This is a genomic window from Undibacterium sp. Di27W, assembly GCF_049340345.1.
In the GTDB taxonomy this organism is placed as follows: Bacteria; Pseudomonadota; Gammaproteobacteria; order Burkholderiales; family Burkholderiaceae_D; genus Undibacterium.
This window is the reverse complement of sequence record NZ_JBMPOS010000005.1, coordinates 377,161-391,402: the sequence shown is the minus strand read 5'-3', so window position 1 is coordinate 391,402 and position 14,242 is coordinate 377,161. Positions and strand designations below refer to the sequence as shown.

General features: G+C 50.2%; 9 protein-coding genes and 1 pseudogene. 5 read left to right on the top strand and 5 right to left on the bottom strand.

Going from position 1 to position 14,242, the window contains the following annotated elements; translation table 11 throughout:
* Position 1: 1 nt before the first annotated feature.
* Positions 2-970, top strand: a complete 969-nt coding sequence (locus tag ACO0LF_RS13375) for a DUF1853 family protein (RefSeq protein WP_423014626.1) — start codon at positions 2-4, stop codon at positions 968-970.
* Positions 971-1,024: 54 nt separating this feature from the next.
* Here the strand turns inward: ACO0LF_RS13375 and lplT are convergent, their stop codons facing one another.
* Positions 1,025-2,287 carry a lysophospholipid transporter LplT gene (gene lplT, locus ACO0LF_RS13370; RefSeq protein WP_423014624.1) on the bottom strand — a complete coding sequence of 421 codons (1,263 nt, stop codon included), beginning with the start codon at positions 2,285-2,287 and terminating at the stop codon, positions 1,025-1,027.
* 188 nt (positions 2,288-2,475) lie between these two features.
* Between lplT and radA the strand changes: the two genes are divergently transcribed.
* Positions 2,476-3,861 carry a DNA repair protein RadA gene (gene radA / locus ACO0LF_RS13365; protein ID WP_423014622.1) on the top strand — a complete coding sequence of 462 codons (1,386 nt, stop codon included), beginning with the start codon at positions 2,476-2,478 and terminating at the stop codon, positions 3,859-3,861.
* Positions 3,862-3,902: 41 nt separating this feature from the next.
* Here the strand turns inward: radA and hpnE are convergent.
* Positions 3,903-5,231: pseudogene (hpnE, locus tag ACO0LF_RS13360) on the bottom strand (hydroxysqualene dehydroxylase HpnE); the annotation flags it as partial.
* Complete coding sequence (hpnD, locus tag ACO0LF_RS13355; protein ID WP_423008520.1) at positions 5,224-6,057, bottom strand: presqualene diphosphate synthase HpnD; 834 nt, start codon at positions 6,055-6,057, stop codon at positions 5,224-5,226. The pseudogene hpnE and the gene hpnD, both read right to left, overlap by 8 nt.
* 422 nt (positions 6,058-6,479) lie before the next feature.
* Here hpnD and ACO0LF_RS13350 point away from each other — a divergent pair, with 422 nt between their 5' ends.
* Positions 6,480-7,328, top strand: a complete 849-nt coding sequence (locus ACO0LF_RS13350) for a hypothetical protein (RefSeq protein ID WP_423014620.1) — start codon at positions 6,480-6,482, stop codon at positions 7,326-7,328.
* A 105-nt stretch (positions 7,329-7,433) separates the two neighbouring features.
* On the opposite strand, the gene ACO0LF_RS13345 is transcribed toward ACO0LF_RS13350, so the two are convergent.
* Entirely contained in the window at positions 7,434-8,138 is a 705-nt protein-coding gene (locus tag ACO0LF_RS13345) for a M24 family metallopeptidase (RefSeq protein WP_423014618.1), read from the bottom strand.
* 518 nt (positions 8,139-8,656) lie between these two features.
* Positions 8,657-9,466, bottom strand: a complete 810-nt coding sequence (hpnC, locus tag ACO0LF_RS13340; RefSeq protein WP_423014616.1) for a squalene synthase HpnC — start codon at positions 9,464-9,466, stop codon at positions 8,657-8,659.
* A 235-nt stretch (positions 9,467-9,701) separates the two neighbouring features.
* Between hpnC and ACO0LF_RS13335 the strand changes: the two genes are divergently transcribed.
* Together ACO0LF_RS13335 and ACO0LF_RS13330 are read left to right on the top strand one after the other, a co-directional pair.
* Positions 9,702-10,913: an efflux RND transporter periplasmic adaptor subunit gene (locus tag ACO0LF_RS13335; RefSeq protein ID WP_423014614.1), complete on the top strand. Its 1,212-nt coding sequence runs from the start codon at positions 9,702-9,704 to the stop codon at positions 10,911-10,913.
* Positions 10,910-14,008 (top strand): efflux RND transporter permease subunit, encoded by a 3,099-nt coding sequence (locus ACO0LF_RS13330; RefSeq protein ID WP_423014612.1) that lies wholly within the window; start codon positions 10,910-10,912, stop codon positions 14,006-14,008. The genes ACO0LF_RS13335 and ACO0LF_RS13330 overlap by 4 nt, the downstream gene beginning before the upstream one ends.
* The last annotated feature ends 234 nt before the right edge of the window (positions 14,009-14,242 follow it).

The following is a 14,242-nucleotide window of genomic DNA, read 5'->3' as shown; positions in this document are numbered from 1 at the left end:
CATGTACAGCGCACAAGCCACCTTTCATCAACAATGGCAGCATTTACATAATCCCCATGTGCGTGCGCTTGCCTGGATGCTGACTGCACCAGGTTTGCTGGACAGGCATGATACTGCCTGGAACGGTGCACTGACTATTGCCACCTTCACAGACGCACAGGCTTTGCCGGGCTGGCTGGGTGAGCTCGACAGGCATCCCGCCCCCTTGCTGGATTTATTGCTGCGACATCCCTCGCGTCGCCTGGGCTTGTATGCCGAGCGACTCTATGAATTCTATTTGACTGTGCATGGCTTGTTGTCTGCGCATGGTTTGCAAGTGCATGACAAAGGTGCGGGCACGATAGGCGAGTTTGATTTTTTGCTGGAAACCAGTTCGGGTTTGCAGCATGTGGAGCTGGCAACCAAATTCTATTTGTATCATCCTGGCGCAAATGTACAGCCGGATTTGTATGACTACCTTGGCCCCAATCTGGCAGATAGCCTGGGTGCCAAACTACACAAGATCATCGTCCAGCAATTGCAATTGTCGCAGCATCCTCTGGCGCAGCGAGTGTTGCCGCAAACAGTGCAAAGCGCGCAAGCATTAGTACTGGGCTGGTTGTTTTATCGCGATGAGCAGATAGTGGATGTCTGTTGGTCAGAACATGCGCATATGGTTGGCCTGAGTAAAGAACATTACCGTGGAGCCATTTGGACGCATTCAGAAGTGCAGGCACTGGATTTCGGTCAAGCCCTGCTATTGGACAGGCTGGACTGGCTGGCACCAGTCCAGGTTGCTACAGGCATGACCCAGGATAAAGCGACCATTTTGCCCAGCATGCAAGCCTATTTTTCCAGTTCGCATACGCCATTGATGCTGGCATTGATGCAGGAAAATCAGGGAGTCATGCAGGAATACAGGCGCGGCATGGTTGTGCCGGATAACTGGTTTGAACAGGCCGATGCTGTCAAACAAAAGCCTCTCAAGTAAATACTGAAACGCTTCTTTTGAATAAGTGTGCCTGGTCAGGGCACACTGTATTTCTCAATGCTTGTGTTCGCCTATCAGAGCCAGTGAATCATACTCGCGCTGATTGGCCATATGCTTGCGTATGACAGCATAGATAGTGCTGGACACAAACAGACCGAACAGCACGATGATGACCATGATGTCCATGTTCATGGAATTTAGTAAGGTATAGATGGCCAGCATAGTCAGGACTGACAAATTTTCATTGAAATTTTGCACAGCAATAGAGTGTCCGGCACTCATCAGGACGTGACCGCGGTGCTGCAACAAGGCATTCATGGGGACGACAAAGAAGCCGGCCAGGGCACCAACCAGGATCAGGAGAGGGTAGGCGATCCAGACTGTGTGCACAAAAATCATGGTGATGACCACCAGGCCCATTGCCACACCCAAAGGCATGACGTTCAGCGATTTTTTCAAAGGCACGAAACGGGCGGCAGCCACCGCTCCAAGAGCAACGCCAACAGCAACTACGCCTTGTAGAATGGCGGCCTCGTCCAGTTTCATATGCAGGGACTGTTTTGCCCACTCCAGGACGATGAATTGCAGGGTAGCTGCAGTACCCCATAGCAGAGTGGTGACGCCCAGGGTAATTTGCCCCAGCCTGTCTTTCCACAGTGTGGTTACACATTCAGCAAATTCAGTCACCAGCTTGGCAGGATTACGCTGTTGATGCTTGTAGCGTGCACCTGTATCCGGGATGCGCATATTGAATAAGGCCGCAGTCGCATAGCATGCAGTGACCACGCATAGTGCAGCTTCGGAAGCGGTGGTGATATTAAAGTCTATCAGCGGAAAATCAAAATTGAGCAATACTGACGATACTTTGGAATTGACCAGAGCGCCACCGAGTACCGTACCAAAAATGATGGACGAAACTGTCAGGCCTTCTATCCATCCATTGGCGGCGACCAGCTTTTCTGGTGGCAGCAATTCGGTCAGGATCCCATATTTTGCCGGTGAGTATGCTGCTGCACCGAAGCCAACGACAGCGTAGGCGACCAGGGGATGGACATGAAAAAACATCAGGGCACAGCCACCGACTTTGATCATATTGGTAATGAGCATGACCTTGCCCTTGGGCAGGGAGTCAGCGAAGGCACCGACAAAAGGTGCCAGCAAGACATAGGACAAAACAAAAAATAATTTTAATAATGGTGGCATCCAATGGGGCGAACCTATGGAAGTCAGCAATGCCATTGCGGCTATCAGTAGGGCATTGTCGGCCAGCGAAGAAAAAAACTGCGCCGCCATGATCGTGTAAAAACCGCTCTTCATGCTTTATTCATGCTTTATGTCTACCTGCTACAAAATGTCTCTGGCAGCTTTATACCATGAAAATTGTGCGGAATTAGTGAAATTAGGCAAGCTAATTACTGAATACTGGTTAAAATATCAGTGTTTTTCTGCTCTGCACGCAATTGCTGGCAGATGTTATAAATCCCGTAAATTTCCCTGGTCCGAAGATGGCAAAAGCAAAAACCAATTTTACCTGCACCGAATGTGGTGGTATTGTCAATAAATGGGCAGGCCAGTGTCCAGCCTGCGGGCAATGGAATACCCTGGTTGAAACCATCGTCGAATCTGTGGGTAACCGTTTTAGTGTAAAACCCCAGGGCTTGGCGCAATCTGCGCCGGTTTTGAATCTGGCCGACATCGAGGCACTGGATGTGCCACGTTTTGGCACTGATATTGACGAATTTGATCGCGTCCTTGGTGGCGGGCTGGTAGCGGGTGGGGTCGTGCTGATCGGTGGTGATCCTGGCATAGGTAAATCGACTTTGCTGTTACAGGCGCTGGCGAACCTGGCTCAGAAAAAAAAGGTTTTGTATGTTAGTGGTGAAGAGTCGGGCGCGCAAATTGCCCTGCGCGCCAAGCGTTTGTCGCTGGACGCCAAGGACTTGCAACTGCAAGCCGAGATACAACTGGAGAAAATCCTCAATACCCTGGCCGAGCACAAGCCCCAGGTGGTAGTCATTGACTCCATACAGACCATGTATTCAGATGCCCTGAGTTCGGCGCCAGGTTCTGTTGCCCAGGTGCGCGAATGTGCTGCCCAGTTGACACGGGTTGCGAAGACCATGGACATCACCATGATCCTGGTCGGCCATGTCACCAAAGAAGGCGCCCTGGCCGGGCCGCGTGTGCTTGAGCATATCGTTGATACGGTTTTGTATTTTGAAGGCGATACCCATTCCAGCTTCCGTTTGGTGAGAGCCATCAAAAACCGTTTTGGCGCAGTCAATGAGCTGGGTGTGTTTGCCATGACGGAAAAAGGCTTGAAGGGCGTCTCCAATCCTTCGGCCTTGTTCCTGTCGCAGCATGATACTCAGGTGGCAGGTTCTTGCGTCATGGTTACACAAGAGGGCACACGGCCCTTGCTGGTAGAAATACAGGCGCTGGTTGATAGTTCGCATGCGCCGAATGCTCGTCGTTTGTCAGTAGGTCTGGAGCAAAACCGCCTGGCGATGTTGCTGGCAGTGTTGCACAGGCATGCTGGTGTGGCAGCTTTCGATCAGGATGTGTTTATCAATGCGGTGGGCGGCGTCAAGATTGCCGAGCCAGCAGCCGATCTGGCGGTGCTGCTGGCGATTAACTCTTCCATGCGTAATAAACCCCTGCCACGCGGTCTGGTGGTATTTGGCGAGGTCGGGTTGGCGGGTGAAATACGACCAGCACCACGTGGCCAGGAACGCTTGCGCGAAGCGGCCAAGCTGGGGTTTTCCATCGCCATGATCCCCAAATCGAATGCGCCTAAACAAAAAATCGAGGGCCTGACCATCATAGGCGTAGACAGGATAGAAGAAGCCTTATCCAGAATCCGTGATGTGGATAGTGAAATCCCGGATTAGATTTTTGCTGCTGCCTTCACGTCTTTGGTGATGGCCTGGCTGGCTGCGATGCCACTGCGCACTGCACCTTCCAGGGTGGCAGGGTAATCGCCCTTGGTATAATCGCCTGCCAGATACAGGCCAGCGTAAGCAGTATGATTATCTGGCCGGTTCAAACCAGGTGTGCAACTGAAGGTGGCGCGTTTTTCCGAGATGCATTGATGCCAGATGGGTTGCGCCAGTTCTGGCATACCCAGGCTCCGTGCCAGTTGCGCGGCAATATCCAACGCCAGTTCATGCCTGTCAATGTCTGTGGCAGCTTGTGAAACGCTGACCACCACCGCCAGTAAACCAGCCTGTGCCGCCTGTAATTGACCACGGTCAAATACATATTGTCCCCATTTTTTTTGCCCGGCATCGTCAAGCAGGGCCAGCATGGGGCGGGGCAATCGCACACTCTGCGCATATTGCAGGTAGCAAGTCGTAATGGGTTCGTAACTCATGGCCGGCAAGGGTGTTGCCGAATCTTTGGCCGGCAATGTGGACAGTAGTCTGTCAGCATTGGCAAAATCGCAGGCAAGTACGACCGCATCATAGTGCGGCAATTGTGCTTCAGCTTGTTTCAGTTGTACTTGCCATTTGCCATCTTCATTTTGCACAAGGCCTGTTGCTGTATGTGCTGTTAAAACTTGCCCGCCATGAGCACGTACGTAGTCAGCCGCTTTTTCTGGGAGAATGCTACTCAGGTCCAGGCGGGGTATCAGCATGTCGGATGCCGCACGCTTGGCGCCCAGGCTGTCGCGCAGTACATTTAAAAATACCTGGGCGGATGCTCGTTCAGGCGGGGTATTCAGTGCGGCAATGCAGAGTGGTATCCACATCAGACGACATAAGCGGGGTGTCTGATCAAAGCGCTCCAGCAATTCCATGACACTGCAATCTTCATTCAGACGCCAGTCCATCCAGCGTGCTGTCGAAGAAAATCTGGCCAGCGCCATTTTGTCGGCAAAGCTCAGACCACTGGATTTAATCAGCGCCAGTAATAAGTGTAGCGGAGCAGGGAAGCGTGGCGCGATGAACGACATACCATCTTCCAGCGCCGGGTAGACCATTTGCAGTGGCAAGTTCAGCAAAGCTGCTTGTGTATCCACACCAAGCAAACGCATGAGGCGCAAGCTCTGGGTATAGGCGCCCAGCAAGATATGCTGGCCGTTATCCAGTTCAAGCCCATGTACTGTGACGCCACGCGCACGTCCACCAAGGTGGCGGCTGGAATCCAACAAGCTCACAGTTGCCCCTTGCTGTGCCAGTTCACAGGCAGCCGCGCAACCAGCCCAGCCAGCGCCGATGACGGCGAAGGACTTGTTTTTCAGCGCATCTTTTTTAGCCACGGACGTAAGTTTTCCAGGCCAGCCAGAGTTTGCGTATCGGTGTCAGTGAGATACGTTGATTGAGTACATGGAAACCATCGCGCTGGATTTCCACCAGCAGAGCACGGTAGATCGCCGCCATGATGAGGCCAGTTCTTTGCGCCTTGCGATCTTCCGGCGGCAGCAGGGCAAAGGCTTCTTCATACAGCTTTTGCGCTCGCTCATACTGGAACTGCATCAGGGTTTCAAATTGCGTGCTATGACGGGCATTCAGAATATCGGCTGCAGTGACATTGAATTGCTGTAATTCATTAACGGGCAGGTAAATTCTGCCTTTACGCGCATCTTCACCCACATCGCGGATGATATTCGTCATCTGGAAAGCCAGGCCCAGTTTTTCGGCAAATTGACGGGTTTGCGGGTTGGTTATGCCAAAAATACTGGCCGATAAAATACCGACGACGCCCGCCACATGCCAGCAGTATTTTTGCAGGGCATTGAAATCGAGGTAGCGAGTCTGGTTCAAATCCATTTCCATGCCATCGATAATTGCCAGCAAATGCGCACCATCAAGCTGATATTCCGCCATATGCGGCAACAAAGCCTTGGTCACCGGATGGGTAGGCTGATTTGCCAGCATGGCCTGGATTTCCTTGCGCCACCAGCCCAACTTGCTGCGGGCCACCATATCGTCCGTGCTTTCATCAACAACATCATCGACTTCCCGGCAAAATGCATACAGGGCGGTAATCGCCCGCCTTCTGGCTTGGGGCAGGAATAAGAAACTATAGTAAAAACTTGAGCCACTTTGTGCAGCTTTTTGCTGGCAATATTCGTCTGGGGACATGCTTGGTTTTGTAGTAAGTGGCGGCAGGGGTAGCCAAAAAAGTAGCTATGTTAACAAACTGTGGCAAAGCCCACAAATTCCATACAGATTTTGCCTTTAATGCAATGTACTATTAGGAATTACCTCGTAGTTTACATGGAAAATATGAAATTATTGTGATGAAACCATATACTTTGTCATGCTTGAGCTTATTGCTGACAGGGATTTTTTGTCAGATTGTATTGTCTGATGTGCTGCTGGCAGCTGTGCCAGGCGAGCGATAGCAGGATTTTTATTTTGTCGTAACATATTGTAATCGAAACGAAGAACTGTCTTCTTGCTCAGGAGTGAACGTATAATAGGCGGCGCTTTACTTTGTGCTTAATTTAATATTGTATTTAAATAGCACGGCTTTTGAAAAATTATCAATCCGGACAAATATCTTGAATAAATCGAAATTTGCAGCATTGTTGGCTGGTGTAGGCATAGTCCTCGCCGGATGTGGCGGCTTTGTATATACCACGGTGGGTGGCACGGTGACTGGCTTAGGGGCTAGTGATACCATCGTTTTGCGCAATGAAGGAAACTACACGCAGACCCTGTCTGCTGATGGCAGCTTCAGCTTCAATGTGGCCAGCAATGGTAACTACACGATTACTGTCGCATCTCAGCCAAATTCTGTTAATTGCACTGTTGTCAATGGTTCTGGCCGGATGAGTGGTGAAGCTTCAGTCAGAAACATTGCGGTCACTTGTATTCCTAATGTTCCTTTAGGCGGTACAGTTGTCGGCATGACCGATGGCGCAAGCATGACCCTGGTTAATAATGCCTTATACAATGCGACAGCAACTGCCAATGGCAGCTTTACATTTGCCAACTACGTGGTTAGTGGCACAACGTATGCAATTACCGTTGGGGTTCCGCCACCTTCACAATACTGTACCGTTGCTAATGGCACGGGCACAGCCAGTAATACCAATTTGCCAGCGGCATTGACATCTGTAGTCACTTGCGTGCCTGCTGTGCCAGTCAAGTTTACTGTCAACGGCTTGACGGCAGGCACAGTTTTGACCATGGTCAATACAGTCGATGGTTTTGCTGATAAATACTCTGTTACTGCACCAGGCAACTATCTGTTCAACTGGAGTTGGTTGAGTGGCAAGCCCTTTAATGTTACCGTAGATACCCAGCCTACAGGTCAGACTTGCAAAGTAACTGCAGGTACCGGTGTGGTTAATGCCGCTAATCTGGCTGCTTCTGCCAACATCGTAGTAGATTGTGCCAAAACTTAATCAGTGTTGGTTTGTGAGTTGATGAAAAAAGCTGGGCAGATTGATATCTGCCCAGCTTTTTGTTTTATACAGCCATCAAATGGCAATGCGACGTCAACGAGCTAGCTATAGTTCTTCGAGTCGACCTTGTTCATTGAAATAAAAAATTCCCTCATGCTTGAAACCCCATTTACCACCCTTGAGGCGTATGAAGGGTTCAAAACTGAAAAGTCCAATCTCGCCCAATTCCAGCTTGTTGTCCGCATGAATATATTGCCTGTCATCGCGGTCCGTGACTATGCTGTGTCCTACATTATTGCGGTAATCCAGATTAACGAAACCATTTTGCCGTATGCGCAAATTGGCCCAATCAAATAACTGACCAAAAGTGGTTTTTGGCGTCACGGTTTCCAGCATTTGTGCATGTAAATGCTGCTGGAAGCAAAGACCGTTGCGAAACTCCAGTAGCTGGGGAGTTGACGTTACTCTGCCATTTTCTACCGCAAACGAGCGGGCGCAGTCTCCCCAGTAATCTTGCTGACTGGGGCTTAAATCCACCGTGATCAGATTGGCGTTGCCAACTGCTTCCTTGCAGGGTTGATAGTCACTGCCAGAAATCGAGACGCAACTGCGTGAGCCCAGCAAGACCAGCGCAGGGCATTGGTGATACCAAGTGTCGGCATAGCCAGACTCGCAGAGCATGGCATATGCCTTGTCGGCGATGCTTTGCTCGCTATCTTCTGCGGTGATCATGCTGGTCAGGCGTGCCAGAACCGTCTTGGCAGCGGTTTGTATTTCCCTGTGCTTGGCGATTTGCAATGGGCTGGGCATGATATGGTATGGTCTATCGTACAAAAAATGCTGAGCTTGTTTTCTTATTTGCTACTCATTTGTTTTGATTGCCGCCGGCATTCTTGTTGTCACTCGAGCTACCCGTGACTGTTCTCACGCCAGCGCGCGTGACATCCACGGCAGTCCCAACGACCGCGCTGCCAACCTTAACTGTGGTGGAAACAGCTGCGTCTGCGATGGCGATAACTGTGCAAGCATTCAGCGACAATAAACATAGTAGGAAAGCACAACGATAGATACAAGTTAGCAAGGCTGACTCCGGATTCTAGGCGAGCTGGGCAGCAAATTAACTAAATTGCCAAGCCCATATCTGTTTAGTATGATTTTTAGTCTGATCAATAGATGAATTTTAAGTTCAATCCTGCATATCTCCTATTGCTATCGGAGAATTGCAGGAATGATTGCGGGGAGATCGTTATTTTTGATACAGGTCGATCTTCGCAATCGTTTGCTCCTTATCGATACACAGCCATATCATGGCGCACTTCAGGGCTTGCTTACATACGTGTAGCACGCCAGGCCAGTTTCAGCCAATCCAGCGCGTTCAATTTTGGGCGATGCTGAAACACATCAAAATTGCCTGCTTCGATTTTTTCCAATATGCGTAAGCCGCCTTGTACCACCAGGCGTAATTCCCATCCCAGCCTGCCAGGCAGGCGCTTGGCCAGACCGCTGCCGCTGAGCATCATGTTTCTGGCACGCGCCACCTGGAAGCGCATCATATTGCGCCAGTCCTCATTTTGCATACCGCTGGCAATTTGCTGCTCGCTGATGCCAAAACGACTCAGGTCATCTAAAGGTAAATAAATCCTTTGCTTTTGCCAGTCTATGGCGACATCTTGCCAGAAGTTGATCAATTGCAATGCGCTGCAGATAGCATCTGAGTCGCGCAAATTGTCTGGGCCGGCTGCGCCATACAAATGCAACATGAGTTTGCCTACCGGATTGGCAGAACGCTCACAATAATTAAGCAGGGCAGGGAAGTCAGCATACCTGACGGTGATCACATCTTGTTTGAATGCCGACAATAAATCCCGAAAGCATTGCAAAGGCAGGCCATATTCACAGATCACTTTGGCCAGTGCCTTGAATAGTTGTGATTCGCTGCTACTATTTTTCTCTATGTTATCGAGTTCTTGTTCGTATTCAGTCAATTCCCTGAGTCTTTGCTCTGGGCTGGCATCACCCTCGTCGGCAATATCGTCGGCACTGCGGGCAAAGGCGTAGATGACTTCGACTGCAGGTCTGAGGCGGGCAGGAAGTAAAACCGAGGCAACCGGGAAGTTTTCGTAATGGTTAACAGGCATAAGCAGGCATAAGCAGACACAAACAGACATTATTTGAAATAAATTTCATGAAAAAGCTTAATGACTGAAAAGTCATTGGCAAAAACAGGATGCTTAACTATAATTACTAACCGCAAAGTCAGTTACTTAATAATAGCATGCAGTCAATATAAAAAGTTAATAAGATATTTCATCGTTTTTTAGTTCTTACCGTTTTGTCCCGGCCCAGAAAGCCTGCATAGTAAAGGAAACTCTTGTGTTAACACCAGAAACTACCAATCACCCTCAAGCGAGGCAGTTTGCTGGAAGGCGTATTGCTCCATTTGCCTTCATCCTTGCATCTGCGACACTATTGCTAGCTTGTTCCAAGCCTGTCGATAAAACTGAAGATATACGCCCAGTCAGGACTATTACGCTGGCGAGCAGCAATATTGATGTCAATGCTGAGTTGCCTGGAGAGGTGCGCCCACGTATAGAGTCACGCCTGGGTTTTCGTGTTCCAGGCAAAATTGTCGTACGCAAGGTGGATGCTGGTACATTGGTTAAACGTGGCCAGGTGTTGATGCAGCTCGATCCCCAGGACCTGGCATTGGCACAGGTTCAGGCCAAGGCAGGTTTGTCAGCGGCAGAGAGTAACCGCGATCTGGCCAGGGCTGAATTGAAGCGCTATCAGGAATTGCGGGCCAAGAATTTTGTCGCCGCTGCAGTGCTCGATGGCAAGGAAGTGGCATATAAGTCAGCTCAATCCACTTATGAGCAGGCACTGGCAGGCTATAAAAACCAATCCAACCAGTCGTCTTATACCAGCCTGGTGGCGGATGTCGATGGCGTGGTAACGGGTATAGATGCTGAGGTGGGGCAGGTGGTTGCGGCCGGTACGCCAGTAGTGCGGGTAGCTCAATTGGGCGCACTGGATGTTGTAGTGGGTATCCCTGAAGATAAAATCAATTCCATTCGTCAGATGACTGATGTCAATGTGCGTTTGTGGGCCAATCCTGGTCAATCCATTCCAGGTAAGCTGCGTGAATTGTCGCCGATAGCAGATGCAGTAACACGTACTTATACCGCCAAGGTCAGTCTCAGTGGTGATAATAAGGATGTGCAGCTTGGCATGACTGCCTATGTCAGCTTCAATGCAAAAAATCCTAACAATGCGATCAAAGTACCTTTGACTGCCTTGTTTCAGGAAAAAAATGCTACTTCGGTCTGGGTGGTTGAATCAGGTGTAGTTCGCCTGGTGCCTGTGCAGCTTGCGGGTTCTTCTGGTGAAGAAGCTTTGCTGGCTGGTGGTGTCAAACCGGGCCAGGTCGTGGTAACAGCTGGCGCCAACCTGCTCAAGAATGGTCAAAAAGTGACTATCCTTGGTGTCGAGGCGGCGCCTGCTGCGGCCGCAGCACCAGCACCAACGCCGGCCAAGGCAGTGGCTGCTGCCAGTGATGCAGCGTCGGTCTCAGGAGCTGCTAAATGAGCGACTCTTCACGTGGTTTCAATTTATCCAGATGGGCGCTTGAGCATATTCCGCTAACGCGCTATCTGATGGTCGTGCTCTTGCTGGGCGGTATACTCAGCTACGGCAGGCTGGGGCAGGATGAAGATCCGCCGTTTACTTTCCGTGCCATGGTGGTGCGGGCTATCTGGCCAGGTGCGACGGCTTTGCAAATGGCCGATCAGGTGACTGACAAGCTGGAAAAAAAGCTGCAAGAGACGCCTTACATAGACAAAATACGTAGCTATTCCAAGCCAGGTGAAACTTTAATCATCCTGCAATTACGTGAATCAACGCCGCCTAAAGATACGGCGCAATCCTGGTACCAGGTGCGCAAGAAGATCGGTGATATACGCTCGACTTTGCCGCCTGGTGTACTGGGCCCATTCTTCAATGATGAATTTGGTGATACCTACGGCTCTATTTTTGCCTTGTCCGGCGATGGCTTCAAATATGAAGAAGTCAAGGAATATGCGGATTTTGTGCGTCAGCAATTCTTGCGCATACCCTCGGTCTCCAAGGTTGAATTATTTGGCGTGCAGGACGAGAAAATCAATATTGAATTTTCTCAGAAAAAATTCTCGCAACTGGGCGTGCCTTTTGACGTCATCGTAGGGCAAATCAATTCACAAAATGGGGTAGAAGCCACAGGTGTGTTGACGACCTCTACTGATAATCTGCAAGTGCGCATTTCTGGCGCGCTGATGACAGTGAAAGAGTTGGAAAACCTGCAGTTGCGCGCCAATGGAACCAGCTTCCGACTCGGTGATTTTGCGACGGTCAAACGCGAATATAAAAACCCGCCACAAGACAAGATGCGCTTCAATGGCAAAGAAGTGGTTGGCCTCGGTATTTCCATGGAAAAGGGCGGCAATATTATTGAACTGGGCAAGCATCTGCAAATTGATGTTGCTGAAATCAAGGCCAAGTTGCCAGTAGGTATTACGCTGGAGCAGGTGACCAATCAGCCGGATGCCGTGAAGTCTTCCGTTGGTGAATTTATCCGTACCTTGATCGAGGCGGTGATTATCGTGCTGGCAGTCAGTTTCCTGGCATTGGGTTTGCATACCAAACCCTTGCGCCTGGATATCTGGCCTGGTCTGGTGGTGGGTTTGACAATACCTCTGGTGTTGGCGATTACCTTCCTGTTCATGCGCATATTTGATATCGATTTGCACAAGATATCCTTGGGTGCATTGATTATTGCCCTGGGTTTGCTGGTCGATGATGCGATTATCGCCGTAGAAATGATGGTCAGGAAGATGGAGGAGGGCTTCTCGCGCTTTGATGCCGCGACCTTTGCCTATACCTCGACTGCCATGCCCATGCTGACAGGTACTTTGATTACAGCGGCAGGCTTCTTGCCTATTGGCCTGGCTAAATCGGCTGCGGGTGAGTACACCTTCTCGATGTTCTCGGTGAATGCCCTGGCATTGCTGATTTCCTGGCTGGCGGCTGTTATTTTCACGCCTTATCTCGGTTATTTGCTGCTGAAGGTCAAGCCGCATGCTGGTGGCGGTGGTAGTGAGCATGAAATTTTCGATACACCTTTTTATTCGCGCTTCCGCGCATTGGTAAACTGGTGCGTGACCTGGCGCAAGACGACTATCGTCATTACGCTGGGTGTGTTCATGCTGGGCGTATTTGGATTTAAATTTATTGAACAGCAATTCTTCCCGGATTCCAGTCGTCCTGAATTGATGGTGGAGTTGTGGTTGCCAGAAGGTTCTTCATTCCAGGCGACCGAGGCGCAAGCCAAAAAATTCGAAGCTTTCATGCAAAAGCAGGAAGGTGTGGAAAGTGTCACCAGTTATGTAGGTACGGGTAGCCCGCGTTTCTATCTGCCACTGGATCAGATTTTTCCGCAGACCAACGTCTCGCAAATCGTGGTCTTGCCCAAGGATTTGAAGGCACGTGCAGCATTGCGCTTGAAGATTATTGAAGCCTTCAAGAAGGATTTTCCTGAAGTACGTGGTCGTGTGAAGCTCTTGCCGAATGGCCCGCCAGTTCCTTATCCTGTGCAGTTCCGCGTAACAGGCCTGGAAGTAAGTAAAGTCAGGGAAATTGCTGACCGTGTGAAAGAAGTCATGCGTGCCAATCCAAATACGGTTGGCGTTAATGACAACTGGAATGAATCTGTCAAAGTGGTGCGTATTGATCTGGACCAGGATAAATTGCGTACTCTGGGCATTACTTCGCAATCCGTCATGCGGGCCGCGAATACTATCCTCACCGGTTCTACCGTAGGCCAGTTCCGCGATGGCAATAAGCTCATCGACATCGTGGTGCGTCAGCCTGTGGATGAACGTTCCACCATAGAAGCGCTGGGTAATGCCAATGTGCCGACTGGTAGTGGTAAATATGTGCCTTTGTCCCAAGTGGCACGTATTAATCTGGTGTGGGAGCCGGGTGTGGTCTGGCGTGAAGGTCGCGAATGGGCGGTGACGGTGCAGTCCGACGTGGTGGATGGGATACAAGGTCCAACTGTATCCAGCCAGGTTTCACCCAAGCTGGATCAGATCAGGGCCAGCCTCTTGCCAGGTTATAAGATAGAGCTGGCAGGTGCGGCAGCCGATAGTGGCAAGGCGCAGGAATCGATTGCAGCCAATGTCCCATTTGTGATTTTCATCATCTTCACCTTGCTGATGTTGCAATTGCATAGCTTCTCCAGATCCTTGCTGGTGTTCCTGACCGGGCCTTTGGGTGTGGCTGGTGCGGCAATGGCCTTGTTGATATTGCAACGTCCTTTTGGTTTTGTTGCGCAACTCGGTGTGATCGCTTTGTTCGGCATGATTATTCGTAACTCGGTGATTTTGATTGATCAGATTGAGCACGACATAGGCGAGGGTGTTGCACCCTGGGATGCGATCGTGGAGTCCGCTGTACGTCGTTTCCGCCCCATCATCCTGACAGCTGCTGCTGCAGTGTTGGCGATGATACCTTTGTCGCGCTCGGTATTCTGGGGCCCGATGGCAGTTGCCATTATGGGTGGTTTGATTATCGCGACAGCCTTGACCTTGTTATTCTTGCCAGCTTTGTATGCTGCCTGGTTCCGTGTCAAGAAAACCAGTGTATAGCATGGTCTATTGATGGCCTTATCCCTGTCAGCGCGTGCTGCTGACAGGGATAAAAGTTTGGAAAACACCTTGAAACAATAGTTGCAGTGCCTGTATTTAAAAAAATAAGGCACATACTGGTAAAATCCAGTAGAATATCGGGCTGGAGTTGTAATGCCACATACATCAGTTTTGGGCGACGCTTGAATTTCGGGTCGCCCTTTGCTTTTGTGACGGCCGTGCTCAACGTGTGGC